This is a genomic window from Pyxidicoccus xibeiensis, from assembly GCF_024198175.1.
Taxonomy (GTDB): domain Bacteria; phylum Myxococcota; class Myxococcia; order Myxococcales; family Myxococcaceae; genus Myxococcus; species Myxococcus xibeiensis.
This window is the reverse complement of record NZ_JAJVKV010000013.1, coordinates 221,281-244,106: the sequence shown is the minus strand read 5'-3', so window position 1 is coordinate 244,106 and position 22,826 is coordinate 221,281. Positions and strand designations below refer to the sequence as shown.

At 70.5% G+C, this 22,826-nt stretch carries 21 protein-coding genes and 1 pseudogene; 15 read left to right on the top strand and 7 right to left on the bottom strand.

Annotation, left to right across the window (positions count from 1 at the left end):
• Positions 1–240: 240 nt before the first annotated feature.
• From ccmA to LXT23_RS39130, 8 genes are read left to right on the top strand one after another with little or no spacing between them, the layout of a single operon-like run.
• Positions 241–900 carry a heme ABC exporter ATP-binding protein CcmA gene (ccmA, locus tag LXT23_RS39165; RefSeq protein WP_253985556.1) on the top strand — a complete coding sequence of 220 codons (660 nt, stop codon included), beginning with the start codon at positions 241–243 and terminating at the stop codon, positions 898–900.
• Positions 897–1,649 carry a heme exporter protein CcmB gene (locus LXT23_RS39160; RefSeq protein WP_253985555.1) on the top strand — a complete coding sequence of 251 codons (753 nt, stop codon included), beginning with the start codon at positions 897–899 and terminating at the stop codon, positions 1,647–1,649. The genes ccmA and LXT23_RS39160 overlap by 4 nt, the downstream gene beginning before the upstream one ends.
• 2 nt (positions 1,650–1,651) lie before the next feature.
• Positions 1,652–2,362 (top strand): cytochrome c biogenesis protein CcsA, encoded by a 711-nt coding sequence (gene ccsA / locus LXT23_RS39155; RefSeq protein WP_253985554.1) that lies wholly within the window; start codon positions 1,652–1,654, stop codon positions 2,360–2,362.
• A 2-nt stretch (positions 2,363–2,364) separates the two neighbouring features.
• Positions 2,365–2,547, top strand: a complete 183-nt coding sequence (locus tag LXT23_RS39150; protein ID WP_253985553.1) for a hypothetical protein — start codon at positions 2,365–2,367, stop codon at positions 2,545–2,547.
• A gap of 5 nt (positions 2,548–2,552) precedes the next feature.
• Positions 2,553–3,041 carry a cytochrome c maturation protein CcmE gene (locus tag LXT23_RS39145; protein WP_253985552.1) on the top strand — a complete coding sequence of 163 codons (489 nt, stop codon included), beginning with the start codon at positions 2,553–2,555 and terminating at the stop codon, positions 3,039–3,041.
• Positions 3,038–5,065, top strand: coding sequence for a heme lyase CcmF/NrfE family subunit (locus LXT23_RS39140; protein WP_253985551.1), 2,028 nt, complete (start codon positions 3,038–3,040; stop codon positions 5,063–5,065). Before LXT23_RS39145 ends, LXT23_RS39140 begins: the two co-directional genes overlap by 4 nt.
• The gene (locus LXT23_RS39135; RefSeq protein WP_253985550.1) at positions 5,065–5,619 is read left to right on the top strand and encodes a TlpA family protein disulfide reductase; all 555 of its coding nucleotides are present in this window, start codon (positions 5,065–5,067) and stop codon (positions 5,617–5,619) included. Before LXT23_RS39140 ends, LXT23_RS39135 begins: the two co-directional genes overlap by 1 nt.
• Positions 5,620–5,664: 45 nt before the next feature.
• A complete protein-coding gene (locus LXT23_RS39130; RefSeq protein ID WP_253985549.1) occupies positions 5,665–6,837 on the top strand; it encodes a zinc ribbon domain-containing protein in 1,173 nt (390 codons plus the stop codon).
• 1 nt (position 6,838) lies between these two features.
• On the opposite strand, the gene LXT23_RS39125 is transcribed toward LXT23_RS39130, so the two are convergent.
• On the bottom strand, positions 6,839–7,717 hold the full coding sequence (locus tag LXT23_RS39125; RefSeq protein ID WP_253985548.1) for an alpha/beta hydrolase family protein: 879 nt from the start codon (positions 7,715–7,717) through the stop codon (positions 6,839–6,841).
• A gap of 656 nt (positions 7,718–8,373) precedes the next feature.
• On the opposite strand from LXT23_RS39125, the gene LXT23_RS39120 reads away from it, so the two are divergent.
• The 6 genes from LXT23_RS39120 (at position 8,374) to LXT23_RS39095 (ending at position 14,996) form a co-directional block, all read left to right on the top strand.
• Positions 8,374–8,922 (top strand): peptidoglycan-binding domain-containing protein, encoded by a 549-nt coding sequence (locus LXT23_RS39120; protein WP_253985547.1) that lies wholly within the window; start codon positions 8,374–8,376, stop codon positions 8,920–8,922.
• A 19-nt stretch (positions 8,923–8,941) separates the two neighbouring features.
• Positions 8,942–11,044: a hypothetical protein gene (locus LXT23_RS39115; RefSeq protein ID WP_253985546.1), complete on the top strand. Its 2,103-nt coding sequence runs from the start codon at positions 8,942–8,944 to the stop codon at positions 11,042–11,044.
• Positions 11,041–12,624 carry a hypothetical protein gene (locus tag LXT23_RS39110; RefSeq protein ID WP_253985545.1) on the top strand — a complete coding sequence of 528 codons (1,584 nt, stop codon included), beginning with the start codon at positions 11,041–11,043 and terminating at the stop codon, positions 12,622–12,624. Before LXT23_RS39115 ends, LXT23_RS39110 begins: the two co-directional genes overlap by 4 nt.
• A 165-nt stretch (positions 12,625–12,789) precedes the next feature.
• A complete protein-coding gene (locus LXT23_RS39105) occupies positions 12,790–13,293 on the top strand; it encodes a cytochrome c-type biogenesis protein (RefSeq protein WP_253985544.1) in 504 nt (167 codons plus the stop codon).
• Between the two features lie 3 nt (positions 13,294–13,296).
• Positions 13,297–14,268 carry a tetratricopeptide repeat protein gene (locus tag LXT23_RS39100; protein ID WP_253985543.1) on the top strand — a complete coding sequence of 324 codons (972 nt, stop codon included), beginning with the start codon at positions 13,297–13,299 and terminating at the stop codon, positions 14,266–14,268.
• A 62-nt stretch (positions 14,269–14,330) separates the two neighbouring features.
• Positions 14,331–14,996: a hypothetical protein gene (locus LXT23_RS39095; RefSeq protein WP_253985542.1), complete on the top strand. Its 666-nt coding sequence runs from the start codon at positions 14,331–14,333 to the stop codon at positions 14,994–14,996.
• A 2-nt stretch (positions 14,997–14,998) separates the two neighbouring features.
• Here the strand turns inward: LXT23_RS39095 and LXT23_RS50495 are convergent, their stop codons facing one another.
• Both LXT23_RS50495 and LXT23_RS39085 read right to left on the bottom strand, forming a co-directional pair.
• Positions 14,999–15,832: a LamG domain-containing protein gene (locus tag LXT23_RS50495; RefSeq protein ID WP_323379132.1), complete on the bottom strand. Its 834-nt coding sequence runs from the start codon at positions 15,830–15,832 to the stop codon at positions 14,999–15,001.
• A 35-nt stretch (positions 15,833–15,867) separates the two neighbouring features.
• Positions 15,868–16,536, bottom strand: coding sequence for a nucleoside hydrolase-like domain-containing protein (locus LXT23_RS39085; RefSeq protein WP_253985541.1), 669 nt, complete (start codon positions 16,534–16,536; stop codon positions 15,868–15,870).
• Between the two features lie 593 nt (positions 16,537–17,129).
• Between LXT23_RS39085 and LXT23_RS50800 the strand changes: the two are divergent.
• Positions 17,130–17,276 (top strand): annotated as a pseudogene (locus LXT23_RS50800) (TetR family transcriptional regulator); the annotation flags it as partial.
• 879 nt (positions 17,277–18,155) lie between these two features.
• On the opposite strand, the gene LXT23_RS39080 reads toward LXT23_RS50800, so the two are convergent.
• The 4 genes from LXT23_RS39080 to LXT23_RS39065 are packed head-to-tail and all read right to left on the bottom strand — an operon-like array spanning position 18,156 to position 22,810.
• Positions 18,156–19,358, bottom strand: coding sequence for a GNAT family N-acetyltransferase (locus LXT23_RS39080; RefSeq protein WP_253985540.1), 1,203 nt, complete (start codon positions 19,356–19,358; stop codon positions 18,156–18,158).
• 52 nt (positions 19,359–19,410) lie between these two features.
• The gene (locus LXT23_RS39075) at positions 19,411–20,580 is read right to left on the bottom strand and encodes a DegT/DnrJ/EryC1/StrS family aminotransferase (RefSeq protein ID WP_253985620.1); all 1,170 of its coding nucleotides are present in this window, start codon (positions 20,578–20,580) and stop codon (positions 19,411–19,413) included.
• Positions 20,577–21,695 carry a GNAT family N-acetyltransferase gene (locus LXT23_RS39070; RefSeq protein WP_253985539.1) on the bottom strand — a complete coding sequence of 373 codons (1,119 nt, stop codon included), beginning with the start codon at positions 21,693–21,695 and terminating at the stop codon, positions 20,577–20,579. Before LXT23_RS39070 ends, LXT23_RS39075 begins: the two co-directional genes overlap by 4 nt.
• A 35-nt stretch (positions 21,696–21,730) precedes the next feature.
• Positions 21,731–22,810 carry a gluconeogenesis factor YvcK family protein gene (locus tag LXT23_RS39065; protein WP_253985538.1) on the bottom strand — a complete coding sequence of 360 codons (1,080 nt, stop codon included), beginning with the start codon at positions 22,808–22,810 and terminating at the stop codon, positions 21,731–21,733.
• Positions 22,811–22,826 lie beyond the last annotated feature (16 nt).

Sequence of the window (22,826 nt, the reverse complement as noted above, 5' to 3'; positions counted from 1 at the left end):
AATGCCAGCGCCAAGGTAGGCATCGGAACGGCATTCGCAGAGGGGTGTCACGGGAGGCTCGGAGGGCAAGCGTGCGGCGGACGCTCCCTGCGGTGGAAAGCCTACGGAGCCCACGGGCACCTGCGACCACATGCGTGGGAAAACCTTTCCTGATCCGGTGGCCCGCCTCGTCCCTGACCTGCCGGCCCTCCGGGTTTCACTGGAGGACATTTCCATTTCCGGCTACGAACGGAGGCCCCGATGCCTCCCGCCTCCTCCGCCGCCGCGCTCGCGCTGCATGACGTCAGCAAGCGTTATGGGCGCCGCTGGGCCCTGGCGCGCCTCACCTACGCGCTGCCCCCCGGACGTTCCCTGTTGCTCACCGGACACAACGGCTCCGGCAAGACGACGCTGCTGCGCCTCGTGGCCACCGCCCTCAGCCCCACCGCGGGAAAGGTGGAGGTGCTGGGGCGCGACGCGGTGACGGACCGCGACAACGTGCGCCGCGACGTGGCCCTGCTGTCCCACGCCAGCTTCCTCTATGAAGACCTCACCGCGCACCAGAACCTCACGGTGCTGGCGAGGCTCTTGGGCATCGACTCGCCGCAGGACGCCGCGGGCGCGCTGCTCACCAAGGTCGGCCTCACCCGCCGCTCGGACAGCCCGGTGCGCAGCTTCAGCGCCGGCATGCGCAAGCGGCTGGCCATTGCCCGGCTGCTCCTGAAGGCGCCCGCCATCGCCCTGCTGGACGAGCCCTTCGGCGAGCTGGACCCGGCCGGCATGCGTGACATGGAGGGCATCATCGGAGAGCTCAAGGCCAGCGGTGTCACCGTCGTCCTCGCCACCCACCTCATCGAGCAGGGCCTGAGCTTGTGCGAAGAGCGCCTGCACCTGCAGGACGGCCGGGCGGTGCCCGCATGAGCCTCGCCGCCCCCACCACCCCCGCCACTCCCGCCACCCCCGCCACCCCCGAGCGCACGCGGCCCCGCGCCATCGGCGTGCTGTCCGCCACGCTGGCCCTGCTGCGCAAGGACCTGCTCATCGAGTGGCGCACGCGCGCGCGCCTCAACGCCATCATCTTCTTCGCGCTGGCCACGCTGCTGATGTTCTCCTTCGCGCTGGGGCCGGACACCAAGCTGCTGGAGAAGAACGCCGGCGGCTACTACTGGCTGGCCATCCTCTTCGCCAGCGTGCTCGCCCTGGGCGAGTCGTTCCGCGTGGAGTCGGAGAACGCGTGCCTGGATGGCGTGCGGCTCGCCCCCGCGGACGCGCGCGCCATCTTCCTGTCCAAGGCCCTGGGCAATGCGCTGCTGCTGACGGCCCTGGGCGTCATCCTCTTCCCCGTCATGGTGGGCCTGTACGGCGTGCGAATCGCCACCAGCCCGGTGGATTTGGGAATCATCCTGGTGCTCGGCTGTCTGGCCCTCAGCGCACCGGGCACCGTCTACGCGGCCATCTCCAGCAACGCCCGGGCGCGGGACGTGCTGCTGCCTCTGCTATTGTTCCCGCTCGTCATTCCAGCCCTCCTCTCCGCCACCAAGGCGACCACCCTCGTCCTGCAGGGAGACCCCATGAATCAGCTGAACTCATGGCTCGGGCTTTTGTCGGGGTTCAATCTGATTTACTGGGGCGTAGGCTTCCTGCTGTTCCCGCGGATCATCGAGGACTGAAGATGGGCAAGTTCATCAAGTGGGGGATGCTGGCCTCGGGGCTGGTCCTGCTGGCGGTGGGCTGGTACCTGGGCCTGGCCTGGGCACCGCCGGACCGGGAGATGGGTGACGTACAGCGCATCATGTATGTGCACGTCCCCCTCCAGTGGATGGCCATGGTGGCCATGACGGTCAACTTCGTGGCGGCCGTCGCCTACCTCTTCAAGGCGAGCTGGAAGTGGGACTCGGCGGCGGAGGCGTCCGCCGAGGTGGGCCTGGTGCTGGGCACCGCGGGGATGATTACCGGCGCCATCTGGGGCCGGCCGACCTGGGGCGTGTACTGGTCCTGGGACCCGCGCCTGACGACGGAGGCGATTCTGCTGGTGACCTACACCGGCTACCTCGTGCTGCGGCGCTTCGTGGAGGACCCGGACAAGCGCGCGACGTGGAGCTCGGTGGTGGCCATCATCGGCGCCATCAACCTGCCCATCGTGTGGTTCTCGGTGCGCTGGTGGCGCAGCCTCCACCAGGTGCAGTCCACGCCCAAGACGGTGGACCCGGAGATGGTGCTGACGCTGCGCATCTCCGCCTTCGGCATGCTGGCGCTGGCCATCTACTTCATGATGGTCCGCTACCAGCAGGCCCTGGCCGAGCGCCGGGCCGAGGTCGCCCTGCCGGAAGCCCTCGGTGACGCGGGCCTTCCCCCCGCCCACAACTCCTCGAAGGTGGCCTGAACATGACGACCCTCTCGACGCTTCTGATGCTGGCGGCGGCCCCGGGCCAGGTGGGCAGCGGCCGCCTCGTGGGTGGCTGGGGCTATGTCTGGGCCTGCTACGCCGTTACGATTGCCTCGCTCGCTCTCTACGCCCTGTCCCTCTGGGTTCGCCGTCCCGGGGCCTCGCCCGACGCCAAGGAGTAACCGCCATGACGCCCGTCGCCCGAAACCGCATCATCGCCCTCGGGGCCCTGCTCGTGGCAGGTACCGGCCTGGGGTTCGTGGCCTTTGGCAACATCGGTGAGAACCTCGTCTATTACTGGAGCCCCTCGGAGATGCTGTCCCAGGGGAGCCGCGCCTATGACGCCACCATCCGCCTGGGCGGCGTGGTGGAGCCGGGCAGCATCCAGTGGAACGCGGAGCACACCACGCTGCACTTCCGCGTGGCGGACGACAACAAGGAGGGCGCCAAGAGCGTGCTGGTGCGCTCCACCGAGACGCCCCCGCAGATGTTCCGCGACAAGATTGGCGTCGTCGTGGAGGGCACCTACGACAAGTCCGGCGTCTTCAGCTCCAACCGGCTGATGGTGAACCACTCCAACGAGTACCGCGCTCCGAAGGAAGGCGAGGAGCCGCGCAAGTGGCAGGAGACGCTCTCCGACGCCACCACCGCCTCGGCGGGCACGGGGGCGAAGTGAACGGGACTGTTGGATATGGCCTGGTGCTCGGAGGGCTCGCGTTCGCGGCCTTCGGCGCCATCGTCGGGCTGGTGAGCGGGCTGCGCCGCAGCGAGGCGGGCTTCCCGTGGGTGATGCGCGCGGTGTGGGGCTTCGCGGCCTGCATGGTCGGCGCGAACCTGGTCATGGTGAACGCGCTCGTCACGCACGACTTCAGCGTGAAGTACGTGGCGCAGGTGGGCAGCCGGGACACCCCGCTCTTGTACACCGTGGTGTCGCTGTGGAGCGCCCTGGAGGGGTCCATCCTCTTCTGGGGCTTCATCATGGCCGGCTACATCGCCGCCTTCGCCTTCATCCACCGGCGCGAGCACGCGCGGTACATGCAGCTGGCGCTGGGCACCATGCTGGCGGTGGGCGTCTTCTTCGCCTTCCTCATCGCCGGCCCGGCCAACCCGTGGGGCGCGGTGTCCCCGGTGCCGGCGGACGGCCCCGGCCCCAACCCGCTGCTGCAGAACCACATCCTGATGGTCATCCACCCGCCCATGCTCTACCTGGGCTACGTGGGCATGACGGTGCCCTTCGGCGTCGCGGTGGCGGGCCTGCTGCGCGGCGAGATTGGCGAGGCGTGGATGGCGCCCCTGCGTCGCTGGACGCTGGTGGCGTGGCTCTTCCTGTCCATCGGCATCATCCTCGGCGCATGGTGGGCCTATGCCGTGCTGGGCTGGGGCGGCTACTGGGCGTGGGACCCGGTGGAGAACGCGTCCTTCCTGCCGTGGCTGACGGCGACGGCGTTCATGCACTCCACCATGGTGCAGGAGCGCAAGCGGATGCTGAAGCTGTGGACGCTGAGCCTCGCGCTCGCGTCCTTCGTGCTGACGATTCTCGGCACGTTCATGACGCGCTCGGGCATCTTCAACTCGGTCCACTCCTTCACGCAGTCGGACATCGGCCCCACGTTCCTGGTGTTCCTGGGCGTGCTGCTGGTGGTGTGCATCGGCCTGCTGGCCTCGCGCGGCCACCTGCTGGTGCCGGAGGGGAAGCTGGCCTCGCCGCTGTCGCGTGAGACGAGCATCCTGGTGAACAACCTGGTGTTCGTGGCCATCACCTTCACGGTGCTGCTGGGCACGCTGTACCCGCTGGTGTCCGAGGCGGTGCGCGGCATCCGGGTGAGCGTGGGCGAGCCGTACTTCAACAAGATGGCGGTGCCGGGCGGCATCGCGGTGCTCTTCCTCATGGGCGTGGGCCCGGTGCTGCCCTGGGGCACGCCGGACAAGGCCACGCTGCGGCGGCAGTTCATCATCCCCGCGGTGGTGGGGCTCATCGTCACGGCGGCCTGCTACGCGGCGGGGCTGCGGGGTGTCTATCCGCTGCTGACGTTCGGCCTGGCGGGCTTCGTCACCGTCGTCACCCTGCGCGAGCTGGCGACGCCGGTGCGCGTGCGCATGTCCGAGCGCCGCGAGGGCCTGTTCACCGCCCTGATGACGAGCGCGTCCAAGGCGCAGCGCCGCTTCGGCGGCTACGTGGTGCACCTGGGCATCGTCCTCATCATCGTCGCGGTGGCGGCCTCGTCCGCCTACGTGGAGCACACCTCCGGCACCCTGAAGAAGGGCCAGACGATGGAGCTGGACGGCTACCAGATGAAGTACCTGGGGCTGACCAGCGGCGAGGAGCCGCACCGCACCTTCGTCGCCGCGCGCCTGGAGGTGACGCCGCCGGGCGGCGAGGTGATGGAGATGAAGCCGCGCCTGAACTACTACGAGCGCAGCTCGGACCCCATCGGCACCCCGGCGGTCCGCGAGACGGCGGGCGAGGACCTGTACATCTCCCTGATGGCCTTCTCCGAGCAGGCCGGCACGGCGAGCTTCAACGTCTGGGTCTTCCCGCTGGTGGGGTGGATCTGGTGGAGCATCCCCCTGCTGGTGCTGGGCACGCTCATCGCCATCTGGCCGCGCCGCAAGGCCGCCATGGCCATGGCGGGCGCCACCGTCGAGGTGGGCGCCGCGCCGCCGCTGGCCAGTGGTGACGCTGAGCGGGGGGCGGCCTGATGAAGCGCTGGCACATCCCCGTGGGCTTCGCGCTCGTCTGCATGGCCCTGCTCTTCGTGCTCTACAAGGGCTTCGGCCGCAACCCGCACGAGGTGCCCTTCATGATGACGGGCAAGCCGGCGCCGGCCTTCACGCTGCGCGCGCTGGACAGCGGCGAGAAGGTGAGCCTGGAGGACCTGAAGGGCCGCCCGGTGGTCATCAACTTCTGGGCGTCCTGGTGCGGGCCCTGCATGATGGAGCACCCGGTGCTGGAGTGGGGCTCGCGGCAGTTCGGCTCGCAGGCGGTGTTCCTGGGCGTCGTCTTCGAGGACACCGAGGACAACGCGCGCCAGTTCCTCCAGCGCAACGGGGCCAGCTTCCCGCAGCTGGTGGACCCGCGCTCGCGCATGGCGGTGGACTACGGCGTGGCGGGCGTGCCGGAGACGTACTTCATCGACCCCCAGGGCGTCATCCGGGGCAAGCACGTGGGCCCCATCGACCCGCAGACGCTGACCACCCGCATCCGCGAGCTGACGGGAGAGGCCCCCGCCGCCAACGCGGAGGCCGCGCGGTAGTCCCCCTCGAGTCAGCGAGCCTTCCGTCAGTGAGGTAGAGAAGCCATGCGGTGCCCGGAGTGTGGCGAACGAGCCGCGGATGCACGGCTGAAGTACTGCGAGAACTGCGGCGCGAAGATGCCGGCGAGCCCCCAGCAGGGCACCGGCGCCCGCCCCGCGCTGCGCTCCTCCCGCCCGAGCCGCACATCCGAGGAGCCGGCGTACGCCGCGGAGATCCTCGACGAGGTGGAGGAGCACTCGCGGCCCCGTGTCGTGGGCGACGCGCCCGAGCTGGACGCCGAGGACAAGACGGACCCCGGCCAGGCGGCACGGCCCGCCTATGAAGGTCCGAAGTGGCTGGCCCACGTCCCGGCGCACTCGCCGAGCGTGCTGGGCGTGGGGCTCCTCGCCCTGGCGGTGGTGCTGTCCGCCCTCCCCTTCTTCGCCGGCGCCGGGGTGCCCGGCACGCTGCTGGCGCTGGTGGCCGGCGCGCTGCTGGTGACGCGCGAGCTGCACGAGGCGGGCGAGGCCCCCGGCTTCACGCAGGCGGTGCCCCCCGTGCTGCTGCGTCCCGAGGTGGCCGCGGTGTCCACCGTCGTCCTCGCGGCCATCGCCGTGAGGATGCTGGGCCTGGGCCTCTCCCCGCTGCTGTGGGTGGCCGGCGCGGGGCTCGTCGCGTACGACCAGTGGCGCAAGGTGCTGGCGGGGCCGGACGGCGCCCTGGCGTGGTTCGAGCCGCGCCAGCTGCTGCGCATGCCGGACGTGGTGGCCCTGGCCGGCGTGACGCTGTGCCTGCTGACGCTCTTCGGACCCTGGGCCGTGCTGACCACGGGCCTGGACGCGATGCCGGACAACGCGCCCGTGCCGCAGGGGCCTCCGGAGCTGCGGGTCATCAACTCCCGGCGCCCCTCGGACGACGTGCTCTACACGCGCGGGGGCGACGTCGCGATGCTGTCCGGCTGGGACTTGCCGGCGTCCGTGCTGGTGGAGCTGGCGCTGCTGGCGGTGCTCGCGCTGCTGGCGCTGCGGCCGGACGTGGCGCGGCCGTCCTGGGCGCGCTTCGTGCCCGCGGGCGCCGTGGGCCTGAGCCTCGTCTGGGCGGCGCTGAACATGCGCCTCGGCGTGGGCCCCATCGCCTTCGTCATGGGGCTGGGCGCGGTGGGCTTCGTCGCCTTCCGCCAGCTCCGAGGGGAACAGCCGCTCCCCCCGGAGCCAGAGCCGGCGCCGTACGAGGACTGAACTACGGCGTGGTGAACTGCGTCAGCCAGTTCAGGTTGGTGCGCAGCGACCACGGCGCGGTCCCGCTGCGCCACGTGGAGTCCAGCGTGAGGCCGATGCAGCCGCTGTTGCGCATGTAGCAGTGGTCGGCGGTGCCATCCGCGACTTGCGAGTCGTCGATGATGTACCAGCCGCTGTTGTTGCTCCGGAAGCAGGACATGGCCAGCGGGCACGACAGGCCCGTCATCTCCGTGCTCTGGCTGCGCACGCCGGACGCGGTGGGACCGACGAAGGCGTCCTGCTCGCCGTTGACGATGCGGAGGCGGTCGCTGGGCAGCGCGCGGTTGCCGTCCGCGACGCAGGAGCTGAGGTTGTAGATGGAGTACTGGACGCCCGCGCCCAGGCCGTAGGCGGCGCGGACGCGCGAGTCGTGGTTCTTCGCCAGGATGGCCATGATGGAGCCCTGGCTGAAGCCCGACACCACCACGCCCTTGGAGCAGTCCGCCTTGGCGCGCGAGCACAGCCGGCTGATGGCGCTGGAGGAGCGGCCGGCGTCGTAGATGCAGCGGGAGCGGCTGTTGAGCGTGGAGCACGAGCCGAAGCTGCCGTTGTCATATTCCACCGTGGCCGCGACATAGCCGCGGGCCGCCATCTCCTCCACCGCCGCCAGCGCCGAGGAGTGGTCGTATTGCTCGGTGGTGCCCACGGTGTACACGAACACCGGGTAGCGGCCCGAGGCCGCCGGCTCGCGGCCCCGGATGCTGTACGTCGTCCCACAGATGGTGCCGCTGCCGCCCGAGTACGTCGCGGTGAAGCTGCTCAGGGTCTGCGCCTCCGCGGAGGGCATCCACACCAGCGCCAGGAACACGCCAAGGAGAAAGCTCGGACCTGCCGTCTTCATGACTTCACCTCGTGTTGTGGGTAGGGATTGACTCGGGACATCGACAGACACAAACCGGCCTCACGGCGCCAGGCTCGTTGATACACATTAAGAACTCCGACACGACGTCTGTCCATACCTATTTTTGCCGGCTAGCTCGTTTTCCTGGTTTGGTTCCGCACTGCGAAACAGGCTCATTGGCCTGTGTATCTGTTTCGGCCTGCGGAACGGATTCCCGAGTGAAGCCGCCCCGGGTTTCGCTGGGTGGAACACCTCGTTTCGCCACGCGGAAGAATTGAATGCATTGCATCTGCAATTGATTACCGACTGCCTCCCAGCACCTGCTTCACCGGGGACAGGGGGGCTGGCGCGCTCCATCTGTCTTGCATTGGACAGAGCGAGGGAGAGGCGCCTGGGGCGTCACGCAGCGATCACTCGGTCCACCTGTCCGGCCATTCCTCCGTCGCCTCCCCGACCCGGCAGGTTCAGCTGAGTTAACCCAACCAACAGAACGCGCGATTCGTCCTTTTCGGTTGCGCTGCGTTCCGTGGGTTCGCGTACCTTGGCGCCGCCTTCATCACGGTGACAGCACCAGCGCGAGTCCAGGCACGGGGGAACGCGGCATGGTCAGCCCGAGGGTGGCACCCATCCGGACAGGAAGTACGAATAGCTTCACCTTGAAGCAGCGACGCCTGCACGTCGTCCTGCTGGACCCTCGAGAGGCGCCCTACGCGGGCCGTGACTACGTACTGACTGTCGGCCGGACGGAGCTGCGCGGGACGACCGCCGCGGACGGCTCGCTCGTGCACGAGGTCCCAGGGCTCTCCAGTGGGGAGCTGCTCCTGGTGGTGCCCTCCCCCGCGCATGCCGCGACGCCAGCCCCGGTAGAGGCCTCGGTTCCTGCAGGCGCGCCACCGCCCTACCCGCCGCCCATCTCCGACGGGGACTTCCCGGACGCGCTGCCCGCCACCGTGGCGTCAACCCCCGAGCCGGTGACGCTCCACTGGACGCTCCAGCTCCAGTCCCCGGCGACCTTCGAGGCAGATGCGCTTCGCGCCTTGCAGGAGCGGCTGCACAACCTGGGCTACCCCGTCGAAGGTGAGCGCGGCGCGCCCGGGCCCCGGACCCGGGCGGCAGTCCGGGCCTTCCAGCGGCACCAGGGCCTGCCCGAGACGGGACAGCTCGCGGACGTCCATCGCGAGCTCGTCCGCCTCCACGACGCCTGACGCGCCCCACCCCGCCCCCATGCCTCGCATCTCGCTCACGGCCAGCGTCGCCCTCACTCCACCGGGAGGGCGCAATCGGAACCGGCTGCGGCCCGCCACCTTCGGCGTGACGGACCTCCGCGTCTCGACCCCGGAAGGCTCCTCTTCCCGGTGCCATCTTCCCGCCCCCTTCCAGGCGCCCGGCGGCGGGGAGGACGGCTTCCACTTCGCCCCCGAGGTGGAGCCGGCGGGGGTTGCCTACCGGCTGACGAACACCGCCGGCCTGGCGCGCGCGGGGAAGCTGGAGCTCTTCACCCGCTACCAGAAGGCCCCGCTGTGGACGCGGGAGCTGTCCACCGAGGAGCTCACCGCCGGTGACCACCGGCTCCCGTGGGACGGCCGCGTGCCCGTGTGCGAGGCGTTCCCGGATGGCGTCGTCACCGTGGAGCACTCGCCGTACAAGCTGAAGCTGACGCTGCAGGGCAGCGGCTGGGCGGAGTGCCCCGTGGCGTGGACGTACTTCCACGTGCTGGTGGACGGCCTCGATCTGGAGCTCGGCGACCCACGCGTGCTGGCGCGCCCGCAGCACCGGGAGCTGACCACCTCGCTGGGACGGCTTCCCGCCCCGGGCCAGAGGGCGGAGCTCCGGCTGGTCAGCAACCTGTTCAAGACGGACCCGCTCGAGATGAAGGGCGACGTCGACTTCCGTCAATACCGGGCCACCTGGGGCAACGGGCCCGAGCTTCCGTTGTTGGCCCGCGCGTGGGTGAAGGACTCCCGGGGCCGGCGGGTGGATGCGCCGAAGGCCCTGGGCCGGGTGCGCTTCCTCTGGGACTGGGAGGACGAGGCCGAGGACGTCACCCGCCACGCCCCGCGCGCCCGGGCCTTCCTGGAGCATGCCCTGCAACGCCAGTGCACGGCGTCCCGGCCCAAGGGCGACAACGCCCACAAGGACGTGGGCGGCAAGCGGGGCACGCCGTCCTCGGCCGTGTTTCCCAGACAGCAGGGCTATGCGCCTCAAGCGACACCGCGCGAGGGCGCGTTCCCGTTCCGCGTCGTCCCGTGCAAGAAGCGCGGCTGGGCCGCCTACAGCGAGGCGTGGACGTCCGGGGCCTTCGCGGGAAGGACGGGCGTGCTCTTCCAGCCCTCGCGCATCGCCGGGGATGCGTGGCGCGTGACGGTGCAGCTCGCGTATGACCGGCGGCGCGACGGCGGCGTGGTGCTGGACGTGGAGGACGATGCGCCCCTGCCCGCGGCGGTCCGCGCCTCCACCGGCGTCCTCGAGACGTGGCGCGAGGTGCACATCTCACGCATCGTCCGCAAGCATCCCAGCGTCTCCGGCTTCTCGCTGACCACCGTGCAGGAGCAGTTCGCGCGGGCCTTCCTTCGGCTCGTGGACCGCAGCGGCGGCGTCAGTGAGCTGGAGGCCGCGGACTACAACGCGCGCATCTCGAAGGCCCTGAAGTCGAAGAAGCTCCCGTGGCAGGCCCGGGCCGCCATCGACCCTGCGGTGGACCAGTACGCCACGGGAAGTCACGCGCTCACGTTCCGCACGCACGCGGAGTTCCTGGCCGCGGTGAAGCGAGAGAAGCGCTGTGACGACGCCGCGCTTCCCCGGCTGCTCGCGGCCCCGCGCGTCAGTCAGCCGTTGACCGAGGACTGGGCCTACAACCGGCAGTGCAAGGACTGGGCAAAGGACATCCTCGCCACCGCCTTCGACGATGGCCCGGGCGGCGAGCCAGGCATCCTGCTCCTCCAGTTCTCCGGCCTCTACAACCTGGAGCGAGAGTCGGGCGGCATCCCCGTCAACGGCTTCTCCAAGGACTTCCCCTCACGCTCGCGGACCCGCTGCGTCGTCGTCCAGTGCGGCTCGGCCACCAGCTACTCCGGCAACTCCAACACCCTCGAACAGACCATTGCTCATGAGATTGGCCATCAGCTCTTCCTCCCCCATGCCCCCTTCCCCCTGCATCGAATCCCGGGAGGAGCCACCCCCGCCGGCCATGACCGGGACGGGAGCGACTGCCTGATGGGCTACGACTTCTCGGTGGAGCGGCGACTGTGTGGGCTCTGTCTCCTTCGGCTCCGGGGCTGGAACTCGCGGTCGTTGAATAGCGATGGGAGCCGGAACCGCTACCCATGAGCGCACTCGCCATGTCCTGTCCGGCGCTGCTCATGGTCTTCACGCTCGCGGGCAGCGCCCCCACGAGCCCTGCCTCGACGCGTCCCTCGCCTTCCCCCGGAGGTCCCTCCGTGCGACTCCAGTTCAAGCTGCCCAAGGCGCACTTCACCGCGGCGGAAGAACGCGTGGTGCGCATCACCTTGCGGAACGAGGGCAACACCCCCGTGGAGATGAGAGACCCCTTCCGGGATGCGGACCAGTCGCTGACCTACACGCTGACGGGGCCGGAGTATCCCGAAGGCCGGAGCGTCAGCTGGCGCTCGTTCGCCCTGCTCGACCCGGCCTACATCCTCACGATGGACGAGGCACCGCGAATCCGGCTGGACCCGGGAAAGGCAATCGAGTTCGTCGCCTATCTGCACGAGTGGTTTCCTGCCACGCGCCCCGGGCGCTATCGCTTGAGCGCCCAGCTCCGCCAGGAGCCCCTCATCGCGACGGCCCCTCCGGTCGAGTTCGACATCATGCCCTCCTCGGCAGGTCCCGCTTCGCTGGGCATCTACGTGGGCGAGGCCTACGAGCAGGGCATCATGGCGGCATGGCTCCAGGACGTGGGAGGCCAACCCGTGCTCATGGGGTGCCACTACGACGACAGGGACGCCGTCGAGGTGGGCGGCATGAGCATGCAGGCGGCGACGGTCATGGGCCCGGTCGAGCCCGGCTCCACGGAGGTGCTCTTCCCCTGGTCGAACGCCGCACCGGATGGCGAGACGGCGGAGTGGTTCGTCTGGCGCAAGGGCGCTTCTCTGCGGGCCTGGGCGCACCCGGCGACGACCCTCGAGCCGTTCCGCTTCGACCTGGGCGAGCCTCCCGAGCGCGTCGTGCGCCCGCCCCTGCGGACCGCGACGGGCGAGCTCTTCGTCCTCGTGGTGGGCGCCGGCGGAAGGAATCTGCGGCTCATCCGATTCCACTCGACCGAAGAGGCGACGGAAGTCACCCCGGGCCGGGAGGTGGGCCGCGTCCACCTGCCGGGCCCCCCCGTGGCCGCGCGGGCCACCCTCCAGCCCGACTCCATCGGCAATGGCATCAGCGTGCTGCTCGTGGAGGAGGTCCAGGGCGGACTGGACTTCCACCACGTGCGCACCACCCGCAGCGGCCGCCTCACCCGCGTGGCCAGCACCCTGGTCCGTGGCCTGCGCGCGCTGCCCCAGTCGGAGCCCGGACTCTGGATTGACTCGGCGGGCCGGCTGCACGCCGTGCTCGTGGCGGCGACGCTGAAGGACCCTCAGCAGGCCATGCTCGCCGAGCTGCGCTACCGGCCGGATGGGCGCCTGGAAGCCCCGGCCCGGCTGAAGCCGCTCGGCAGGCTGCCCTCGGCCGCGCGCGCCGCCGTGGCCCGCTACAACCCGGGGACCTCACGCGGCGGAGCGCTGGCCTGGGCCGTCCTCCTGGAGGACGGGAGGGTGCAGCACCACGACATGTGGCAGGGCCCCATGAAGACACGCTACCCCGCCGCCGTGCCCATGGAGCTCTACCAGGGCGGCTACAACTACCTCCTCACGGTGAACCCCGACCTGGGCCCTACCTTCGAATCCCTCGAGTAGGCCCGGCCCGCACGTCCACGCGCGAGACTGCCAGGTGGGACGGTGATGGTGGCGGGGGTAGGACCCTCACCCCCAGGACGGGCGGCGGGACGGGCGCCCGACGCTCAGGTTTCGCTGTCCAAGATGGGCCCGGTAGCGCTACGTAGGGACGTTCCCGGGAGTCCGATGACCGCAGCCCTCCTGTCCCTGTCCCTCGCCCTCACCCTCCTCACCGGCCAGTACGCGCCCCAGCAGGGCGCGAGCGAGCCACTCAAGCCGGAGCTGGAGGCCCGTGTCCAGGCGCTCGGCAAGCAGCTGCGCTGCGCCGTGTGCCAGGGCGTCTCCATCGCCGACAGCCCGGCCTCCATGGCCCGCGCGCAGCTCGACACGGTCCGCTCGCTCGTCGCCGAGGGCAAGACGGACCGGGAGGTCATGGACTACTTCGTCGCCCGCTACGGCGAGTGGGCGCTGCTGGAGCCCAAGGCGGAGGGCTTCAACTGGTTCGTCTGGCTGGCGCCCGTGGCGCTCGTCGCCCTCGGCGGCTTCGTCATCTGGCGGCAGCTCCAGCAGGGGCCGGCCCCGGTGCAGCCCGCGCAGCAGACCTCGGCTCCGGCCGCGCCGGCGGGGACTCCCGCGGCGGATGAGGAAGACCCGTACCTCCAGGCCGTGCGCCGGGAGCTGGAGCGTTAAGCCATGCAGCCACAGCCCACCAACTGGTTGCCCGGAATCATCGTGCTGGCGGTCGCCTTCGTGGCCGCCGCCGCCTGGCTCCTCTTCATGCGCCGCAAGGGCGCGCTCACCACGCCCGAGCCCCGTGACGGCGTGCTGGACGACCTGAGCCAGCGCACCCAGTCGCTCATCGACCAGCTCCGCACGCTGGAGGCGGACAAGCACCACCTGGGCGCCGAGCAGTACACGGCGGAGAAGTCCCGCCTGGAGCGCGAGGCCGCCTCGGCGCTGCGCACGCGGGACGAGCACCTGAAGCGCAAGGCGGCCGGCGATGGCGCGCGGGCGCCGGCTCCTGTGGCCACCGGCTGGGCGGCGCGCAACCCGCAGCTCATGGGTGCGGTGTGGGGCGCGGGCATCGTCCTGTTCTTCGGCGGGCTGGGCTACCTGCTCGTGTCCGAGCAGCAGCCGCGCACCGAGGGCCGTGAGGCCACCGGCCGCATGCCGCCGGGCGGGCCGCAGCAGGGCCAGGGCAACCCCTCGGGAGGGATGGAGGAGAGCCCGGAGATGGCCGAGGCCCGCAGACGGCTGGAGACGAACGCCGGTGACATCGAGTCCGCCGCGCTGCTGAGCCACGAGCTCATCCGCCGCCAGGAGTTCGAGGAGGCCGTGAAGGTGACGGCGAAGGGCCTGGCCGCGGACCCGTTCCACGTCGAGATGCGCGTACACAAGGGCGTGCTGCGCGCGGCGCAAGGCGACCTGGAGGGCGCGGAGGCGGAGCTGACCGAGCTGGTGGACACGTGGCCGGATGCGCAGGAGGCGCTCATCTTCCTGGGCAGCCTGGCGCTGCGGCGCGGTGACAAGGCGAAGGCGCTGGAGCACTTCGAGCGCTTCTCCGTCGAGGTGCCGCGCAACATGCAGCCGCCGCAGCTCGCGCCCGCGATTGCGCAGCTGCGCGCCGAGGTCAATGGCGGCGGTGGCGGCGGCATGGTGCCCTGACGTGACGAGGCCGCGTCTCCACCGGAGCGCGGCCCGGTAGCCCGTGGTGACGCGGAGGGGCCGTGGGAAAGCGGACGAAGCGCGGTGGGTCCCCGGCTCCTGAGTTCGACGCCTCTTTCATCAAGGTCCTCCCCTACGGGGAAGCCGTGCGCCGTCGGCCCTCGATGTATCTCGGGCCCGAGAGGCGTCAGGCGGTCCTCGTCGCGCCGGCCGCACTCGAGCCGTTCTTCGCGAAAGGCGCGCAGTGCACCCGCATGGAGGTCTCCTGGACCTCCGCGGGAGTCGTCCAGCTCCTCGACGACGACTGGAGCGTGGGCACCGAGCCGGACGCACGGGGGAAGACGGACATCGAGAGCATCCTCGTGAGCCTGCACGCCCCCGGCACGAACCGGCGCGGCGCCGACCTGAGCCTCGTGAACCTCATGAGTGAGTGGCTCCGCCTCGAGGCCCATCAGCCCGCGCGACGGTACCGACAGCACTTCGAGCTGGGGCAGCCTCGGCCGCCCGAGACGGGCGTGGCGACTCCGCCATGGCGCACCGTCATCACCTTCAAGCCGGATGCACGCTGCGTCGATGCCTCGACGCCGCTCACGGCGGAGGCGCTCATCCAGGAGTGCCTCCGCCGCCTCGACATGTGGCGTCCCCAGCTCAAGGGCGAGGAGTGGCCGGACCTCTCCTTCGAGTCCGCTGGCTCGAAGGTCGTCATCAAGCGCGCCAGCAGTCGCTGACATCAGAGCTGCTGGATTTCCGCGGCGGTGAGCGGACGGTTGTAGATGCGCACCTCGTCGATTCTCCCGTCGAACAGGTTGGAGCCGTCCGGCCGGCTGCCGATGGTGACGTTGAGCGCGGAGTCGTACTGCGACGCGGGCACTCCGCTGGTGAGCGAGGCGTTGAGGGCTCCGTTGACGTAGAGCCTCATCGCCACCCCCGGCTCGTAGGTGCCGGCCAGGTGCACCCACTGGTTGGTGGGCAGTGACGTCCCGTTGACGAGCACCATGCTGGTGGCGCTCGTGGCCACCTGGAGCGAGGCGTAGCCTCCGCTCTCGACGTTCAACGACCAGCCCCGGCTGCCGCTGGCGCCCTGCTTGTTGATGATGCGGCCGTTGGTGAAGGCGTCAATCCACACCCAGGCGGACAGCGTCATCGCACCGGTGAGGCGCAAGTGCGTCGGGTTGCCGAGGTTGACCCGGTCATCCGTGCTGTCGAACTGGAGCGCATTGCCGGCCTTCCCCGCCGTCCACACGGGCCCATTGACCAGCGTTCCGGTGACGGCCTGGCCGGACGCATCCGCCGTCGTCCCGCCACTGCCTTCATCCAGCTTCCAGTGGCCCACGAGTCCGGCCGTCGGGCCCGGTCCTCCCGGCGGCGTGACAGTCACCACGACGCGCCGGTAGCTGGTGAGCCGGGGCGTGCCGTTATCAGTCACTGCCAGGATGAGGTGCACGGTGGCCGGAGCACTCACGGTCGGCGCGGTGAAGCTGGCATCGCGCGAGGTGCCGCCGGACAGGGTAACGGTGCCTGGGTGCGTGCCGGCCTCCACGTACTGGAACCACTGGTAGCTCAGGGTGTGGCCGTCCGGGTCCGTCGAACCGGCGGCGCTCAGGTCGACGCGGGTGCCGGAGACGGCGGAGCGCTGGAGGAACTGCCGGCTCGTGTCGTTGCTGACGGCGGCGACGGGCGGATGGTTCGCATTGGCGTAGGCGGAGGTGTTGCTCCAGTCCAGTCGCGCCGCGAAGTCGTGCTGATACGCCTCCCGCCAGCGGGCCACGGTCCACTTCCGCCGCGTGCTGAAGTCGGCGTTGCCCGCCGTGGACCAGTGCGTGTCCTCCGCATCGATGTAGTGCTGGCCGGCGTCCAGGCGGAATTCGAGCCCTCCGTGGAGCGCCCCGCGCCGAGGTTCGCCACGCCGCGATTGGGACTGCCGGACTTCACCCGCACGCGCAGCGTGGAGGCCAGGGGGTAGCCAGTGGCGTGCTTCGCCGGGTTGGGCTGCACCGTCTCGTAGTCGTTGACGATGGCGTGGATGAGGTCGGGCCGGACGATGGGGTTGGGCAGCTCGCCCGCGGTGCCGGCCGCCGACGCGATGAGTCCGGTGAGCTCCACCTCATTCGAGTAGAGCATCAACCGCCGCATCGACTGCTGGTCGTCCGGGTCTCCACCGATGTCGGTGGTCACCAGCAGGCGCGGCTTCGACTGCGCCTGCGCGGTGCAGAAGGCCAGCAGGGCTCCGGCGAGCACCGCTCGCCAGAGGGAGGAGGAAACGGGCATCGCTGAGGGCTCCCAGTGACGTGTCCTGAATGGACAGAAGCAAGAAAGCCCACAATACCCGCCCTCCAAGACGTCTCGCGCCATGGCCGCTTTCACCTGCCGATGGCCGAGGTGTCCTGCGCGCCAGGTCCCTGGTGCACATCATGGGCGGCCCAACGCACCTGCCAGCATCGGTGTCCCACGAGGCTGCGGAAACATGTCTCGGCCGCATGTCCCTGTTCGCGCGTGAAGCCGTGGCGGCAGGGCAGTTGCTGGCAACCGCCCTGTTGGGCCTCACCGCGCCGTTCCAGCCTCCCCCGGCGTGAGGACGACCGTGGAAGGAAGGTTCCTTCCAGGAACGAGCCGGGCCGAGGCGACCGGGGCCCCCACCAACGGCTTCCCTGATGGACTGCCGCACCGTCCTCTACCGGGCGCGATGGGCAGTTGCGGAAGGAAGCTTCCTTCCAGGAACGAGCCGCTCCCGAGGCGGTCACCCCTTGGCGGGAGAGGCCTCAGCTGGGTTGCCGGCTTCGTGTCAGACCCACGAGGTAGGAAGGAGCTGAGGCGGAAGGAAGGTACCTTCCAGCGGCCAGCCGGCCTGAGGGCGAGGGTGTATGGGGATCTTCGAGCAAATCTACGCGACGACGATGGGGCAGGCCGCGGAGGTGCTGGCACAACGGGGGTACGAGAAGACGCCAGCGGACGTGCTGGCGCGGGCGGCGCGCATGTCGGTAGGCACGCTCTACCGGCAGTATGGCGGCAAGCGGAACTTCGCCCTGAAGGTGCGCGACTTCGCCGAGAACGAGCTGTGCCGCTACGCACGCACCGAATTCGAAATCGAGCGAGGCCGCACCCGCGAGGACTACCGACGGGGCTTCATGGGCTTCTGGAGGATGCTGGCGCTCTGGGGGCTGAGGCAGCCGTCGCACTTCTGCTTCACCTTCCTGCACTGGCACCCGGAGGACTCCCCGGAAGAGGAGCGAGGCTGGAGGATTCGGCGGTTGGTGCTGGAGATACTCGAGCAAGGCGTGCGTGACGGAGCTCTGACGGAAGGCTCGTCGGTCACGAGAGCCTGTTTCGTCTGGGGCTCGCTGGCGGAGCTGGCGCGCATGGCGATGCAGCGACCGGATGCGCTGTCGGAAGAGGACGTCTTCGCTTCGGCGGAGGCGCTCTGGCAGGCGCTGGGGCCCACGAAGCACGAGGGCCCCCGTGGGGCTGGCAGTCCGCCGGCTGGGAAAGGCGAACTCGCGGCCGCGACGCTCGGTGACGACTCGGCACCAGGCTCGGACGGAGCCATGGAAGCAGGGCCCACTGCGAATCCCCCCAGCCTTGCGGCAACCTCCGAGCTCGACGGCTCGCAGGGCGACTTCACGCCCTCAGGCAAGGGGGGAAACCCTTCAGCTGGTGGGCCCCCCACCTTGTTCTCGTTTACCGCAACCGAAGGAAGAGTGCGCGTCGGACAGAGCACGACGCTGGTGGCACAGGTCATCGACCCCGACACGCGGTGGGCTGACGGCCGCCACGCTCAACATCTGCGTCGTGCCGGCGGATTCACACGCGCCGTAGGCCTTGCCACGCCGACGCCCACGAAAGCCGCAGCGCCTCTGCGTGGCAGGCAGAGGCGCGCTCCAGGCTCGCCCCTACTCCACCGCGGCCTTGCGACGGCGCAACCGCCGCACCTTCTCCACCAGCGTGTCCGGCATCACCGCCTTGGCGCCGTTGCGCAGCCCGCGCGCCAGCTCCTCGGAGCGGGTGAACCACTGCCCTGCCCAGGCCTGGCCGTGCACGCGCACCGACACCGTGCGCCGCTGCTTCGTCACCCAGTCGGACTTGTACGTCTCCGTGCCTCGCAGGAAGTCGTACTCCGTGAGGCCCGACTCAATCGCGTCCCGGAACGTCTCGCCCACCAGCACCAGGCCCACGCTGCGGTTGCGCCACTCCGGGTCATACCCGGACTGGAAGTACACGAAGCTGTCCCGATGCAGGATGCCGTACACGGAGGCGACGGCTCGGCCGCCCACCTTCATCGTGTACATGCGCAGCCGGCCCCGCTCCGCCAGGAACTGCGTGGCATCCCGGTGGAACGCCTCCACGCCCGTGCCCTTGATGCCCTGCGAGCCCCCATCCGCGGCCCACCGCGCCGAGTGCAGCCGGAAGAAGTCCGTCAGCGGCCCGGCCAGCTCCCCCGGCGCCTCCGTGCGCTCAATCCGGTAGCCCTCCTGCTTCTCCAGCCACTTGCGCCGGCGCAGGAAGTTGTCGCGCCGGCCCGTGCGCTTGAGGAACGCATCGAACGGCTCGCTGGGGCTGAGCGTGTCGTACGGGCACACGTAGCGCTCCGCCACCCGGACGTCGCCCGCGGGGAACACCTCGCGCAGCACGTCCACCGTGGGCGAGCCCTCGCGCAGGTCCGTGAGGTCCAGCACGTCCCACTCGTCGCGCAGCGCGTGCAGCATCCGCGCGAAGGCATGCGCCACATCCCGCTCGTGGCCGCGCTTCGCCACCACGTCCAGGTAGTCGCTGCCCACGTGCGTCTCGCCCAGGAAGCTCAGGCGCCGCACCGGCACGCCCGTCACGCCCCGGTACTCCACGGACAGCGGCAATAGCCCCACCAGCGTGCCGTTCCTGTCCCGCGCGGTGAGCACCAGCGGGCGCCGGTCCGTGCCGATGCGCCTGCACCATGGGTACAGCCACTCCCAGGCGTTGAAGGGCCCCGAGTCGCTCGCGTCCAGCAGCGCGTCCCACTCCGCCCGCATCCCCGCCAGCGCGGAAGTACTGCCCACGGCCGTCACTTCCAGCCACTGCGCCGCCTGCGGCCCCTGCGCCAGCTCGGTCTCCCGAATCACCGCCCGTCCTCCCGGAGGGACGGACGTCCCTCCCCTGTACCCTGTCCCCTGCTCAACCCGCGCGCTTCTTCGACCGACGGTCCGACTTCAAGGCCTCCCGCACCGCCTGGGCCACGTCCGCCATGACTTCCGGCGACAGGTCCTGGTGGCACGGAATCTCCACGATGGAGCGCCGCAGCTGCGCCACCTCCGGGAAGGCCGACGCGTCACACGCCGGGTGGAAGCGCTTCCAGAAGTCGATGGCGTCGATGCCCTGCGCCCGCAGCCGCGCCAGCACCTCGGCCTTGTCCTCCACCACCATCGGGTAGAACAGCGGGCACGCCCCCGGCGGCAGCTGGTTGAACAGCGGCGGAGACACGTCCCGCAGACGGCCCAGCAGGAAGAAGTAGTTGCGGCGCCGCTGCTCGACGATGGACTCCAGGTCCTGCGCCAGGGCAATCCGCTTCGTCAGCGGGCTCATGCCCAGGTCCACGTGCCGCCGGTCGAAGTGCTGCGTGCCCGTCGCCACGCGCTCGATGCTGGCCGCCTTCACCGTCCCGTGCCCCACGCTGCGCACCATGCTGCGCAGCGTCCGGCCGAACGCCCCGCCGCGCAGCTCCAGGTTCTGCAGCAGCGCGGACACCGTGTGGCTGAAGGTGGACGCGGACGGAGGCGCCGGCGGCTCCGGGAGGCTGTACTGGCGCGGGCCGTTGACGACCAGCGCACCGCCATTGGGAACCGGCAGCGTCTTGTAGAGGCAGAAGATGCCCACGTCACCCGTGGTGCCCAGCGGCACCGCGCCGTCCGACGACAGGAGCGACAGCGCGCAGTCCTCGATGAGGATGAGGCCGTGCTGGTCCGCCAGCTTGCGCATCTGGGCCACCGGGCCCGGGAAGCCCGCGTAGTGCGTGAGGTACAGCGCCTTCGTCTTTGGGCCGATGCGGCGGGCCACGTCCTCCAGGTCCACGTCCCACCGGCTGCCCACGCGGTAGAAGCGCGGCGTGGCGCCCGCGTCCACCAGCGCCTCCACCTCCACGCCGTGGTGGTAGGCCGGCATGAGCACTTCACCCGCGTCCAGCCCCAGCATCTTCACCGTCAGCCAGATGGCGTTGCGGGCGAAGTAGAAGTAGCGGACGTTGGGAGACGAGAACGGGGGCAGCGAGCCCGGCTTCGGCCGCGACAGCAGCATGTGCGGCCACAGCGTCGGCAGGGACGGAACGAACAGCTTCCCCGAGGACTTCATCGCTTCCATCGCGCCACCACCTCTTTCATCGCGGGTCCCCACCGGAACTTGGCCGCGCAGAGCGCCCGGCCGAAGGCGGAGTCATTGAATACGTAGAGCCACGTGTGGCGCCGGACCTGGTCCGTCCAGTCGCGCTTCCACACCATGTCCGGCCCCAGGAAGTCGAACTCGCGCAGCCCGCGGTCGATGCAGTCCCCCACCACCTCTTCCACGAGGAGCTGCCCCGGGCTGCACTCACGCAGGCTCTCGTCGTAGCCGGGCTTGAGCAGGAAGTAGCGCCCGCCGTGCTCCAGGCCGTAGTGGAAGGCCACCGGCCTGCCGTCCACGCGCAGGAAGTACAGCGCCAGCCGCCCGCGGTACGCCGAGTCCCGCGCCAGCTCCGTGTAGAAGCCGCGCGTGCGCGCGTCCTGCGCCATGGCCGTGCCGCGCTCGCCCTTCCAGCCGCTCTGCTCGAGCAGGAAGCCCTGCTCCAGCGTGCCCTCGAGCCCGAGCCCACCGTCCACGCGCTCGAAGGTGACGCGGCCCTTCTCCTCCAGCTTGCGGCGGCGCCGCCGGCAGTTGGCCTTGAACTTGGACTGCAGCTTCCCCTGGTACGCCTCGCGGCTCTTGGGCAGCGGGATGTAGGGCGACTGGAGCGACTCCCACTCCCCCACCGGCAGCCCCGCCTCGCGCGCCGCCGCGTGCAGCCGCCAGGCCGCGCCGCCGTCCGGCACGTCCGTCAGCCGCAGGACATCCCAGCCGCCCGCCTCGCGCAGGTGCGCGAGGAAGGCCGCCGAGGCCACGTCCGGCTCACGGGCCAGCAGGTCGAACCGGCACGAGTGCGCGTTGGCCATGCCGGACAGCTGCCGCGCCGGCACGCCGTACAGCGTGGTGCGCTCCTCGAAGAGCGGGAGCGCCGCCGTCAGGCGCCCCTGCGCGTCGCGCAGCGTCAGCACCCGCGGGCGGGCGCCCGGGGCGAAGTTGTCCAGCCAGATGCGCAGGAACTCGTGCCGGTAGAAGACCTCGTTGGAGGTGGCCTCCACGAGCGCGTTCCACTCGGACTCCAGGGCCATGAAGGCCGCCCGGTCGGTGACTTCCACGACGGACGGCGGGGAGATGAGCTGTCTAGCTTCCATTGTCGGGCGCCAAAGGTGGTGACGAGGCCTCGCGGCTACAAGCCGCTGCGGGCCATCTTCAGGAGGCAGGAGGCAACCTTGCGGCTGTCGTGTCGGATCCTGGACCCCTCCTTCAGGAGGTCGGCCCGGACCGGCACCACGCCCGCGGCAATCAAGTCCCGGTGGTCCACCGGAACTACATAGGAGCCGCGCCGCGCATACCGCTTCATGGACTCGTCCGTGGGCGGGGTGCCGTTGACCAGCACCGCGTCCAGCACCGGACCCACGTGGTCGATGACCGCCTGGACGTGGTCCAGGCACGTCATGCCGTCCGTCTCACCCGGCTGCGTCATGAGATTCGACACCATGACCTTCAGCGCCCGAGTCTCCTTCAGCGCCTGGGCCACGCCGTCCACCAGGAGGTTGGGCAGCAGGCTCGAGTAGAGCGAGCCGGGGCCGATGGCGATGAGGTCCGCCGTGTAGATGGCCTCCAGCAGCCCGTCCACGGGCGGCGGAGAGCGCGGGCTCAGGGACACCCGGCGCACGCGGCCGTGGGCGCGGCAGATGTTGCGCTCGCCCACGACTTCCGTGTCGTCGTGCATCTGCGCGACGAGCTGCACCGAGGACAGCGTGGACGGCAGCACCCGGCCCCGCGAGCCCAGCAGCTCGCCGGACATGCGCACCGCCTCCAGGAAGTCTCCCTTCAGCTCCGCCAGGGCGGAGATGAGCAGGTTGCCCACCGCGTGCCCCGCCAGGCCGCGCGCCCCGCCGAAGCGGAACTGGAAGACGTCCTTCAGGGCATTCTTCCCACCCGCCAGCGCCACCAGGCAGTTGCGGATGTCACCCGGAGGAAGCGCGCCGTGCTGGCGCCGGAGCCGGCCGGAGCTGCCGCCGTCGTCGCTCATGGCCACCACCGCGGTGATGTCCACCCCCGCGTCGCCGGGCCTGGGCAGCGCGCGCCGGGCCAGGCCGCGGAGCACCATGGGCAGCCCCGTCCCGCCGCCGATGGCGACGATGCGCGTGGGCCGCTCCACCTGAGGCTGCAGCAGCTCGTTGCGCTCGTGCTCCTGCTCGAGCCGGCGCCGGGTCTCCTCCCAGCCCTCCGGGAGCGGCGCTTCCATGTCCATTCCCATCATGACCCTACCCCCATCC

What these genes read in the sequence shown, in the direction of transcription:
- ccmA (WP_253985556.1), top strand. Translation starts at nt 241, where the DNA reads ATGCCTCCCGCCTCCTCCGCCGCCGCGCTCGCGCTGCATGACGTCAGC.
- LXT23_RS39160 (WP_253985555.1), top strand. Translation starts at nt 897, where the DNA reads ATGAGCCTCGCCGCCCCCACCACCCCCGCCACTCCCGCCACCCCCGCC.
- ccsA (WP_253985554.1), top strand. Translation starts at nt 1,652, where the DNA reads ATGGGCAAGTTCATCAAGTGGGGGATGCTGGCCTCGGGGCTGGTCCTG.
- LXT23_RS39150 (WP_253985553.1), top strand. Translation starts at nt 2,365, where the DNA reads ATGACGACCCTCTCGACGCTTCTGATGCTGGCGGCGGCCCCGGGCCAG.
- LXT23_RS39145 (WP_253985552.1), top strand. Translation starts at nt 2,553, where the DNA reads ATGACGCCCGTCGCCCGAAACCGCATCATCGCCCTCGGGGCCCTGCTC.
- LXT23_RS39135 (WP_253985550.1), top strand. Translation starts at nt 5,065, where the DNA reads ATGAAGCGCTGGCACATCCCCGTGGGCTTCGCGCTCGTCTGCATGGCC.
- LXT23_RS39130 (WP_253985549.1), top strand. Translation starts at nt 5,665, where the DNA reads ATGCGGTGCCCGGAGTGTGGCGAACGAGCCGCGGATGCACGGCTGAAG.
- LXT23_RS39125 (WP_253985548.1), bottom strand. Translation starts at nt 7,717, where the DNA reads ATGAAGACGGCAGGTCCGAGCTTTCTCCTTGGCGTGTTCCTGGCGCTG.
- LXT23_RS39115 (WP_253985546.1), top strand. Translation starts at nt 8,942, where the DNA reads ATGCCTCGCATCTCGCTCACGGCCAGCGTCGCCCTCACTCCACCGGGA.
- LXT23_RS39110 (WP_253985545.1), top strand. Translation starts at nt 11,041, where the DNA reads ATGAGCGCACTCGCCATGTCCTGTCCGGCGCTGCTCATGGTCTTCACG.
- LXT23_RS39105 (WP_253985544.1), top strand. Translation starts at nt 12,790, where the DNA reads ATGACCGCAGCCCTCCTGTCCCTGTCCCTCGCCCTCACCCTCCTCACC.
- LXT23_RS39100 (WP_253985543.1), top strand. Translation starts at nt 13,297, where the DNA reads ATGCAGCCACAGCCCACCAACTGGTTGCCCGGAATCATCGTGCTGGCG.
- LXT23_RS39085 (WP_253985541.1), bottom strand. Translation starts at nt 16,536, where the DNA reads ATGCCCGTTTCCTCCTCCCTCTGGCGAGCGGTGCTCGCCGGAGCCCTG.
- LXT23_RS39075 (WP_253985620.1), bottom strand. Translation starts at nt 20,580, where the DNA reads ATGAAGTCCTCGGGGAAGCTGTTCGTTCCGTCCCTGCCGACGCTGTGG.
- LXT23_RS39070 (WP_253985539.1), bottom strand. Translation starts at nt 21,695, where the DNA reads ATGGAAGCTAGACAGCTCATCTCCCCGCCGTCCGTCGTGGAAGTCACC.
- LXT23_RS39065 (WP_253985538.1), bottom strand. Translation starts at nt 22,810, where the DNA reads ATGATGGGAATGGACATGGAAGCGCCGCTCCCGGAGGGCTGGGAGGAG.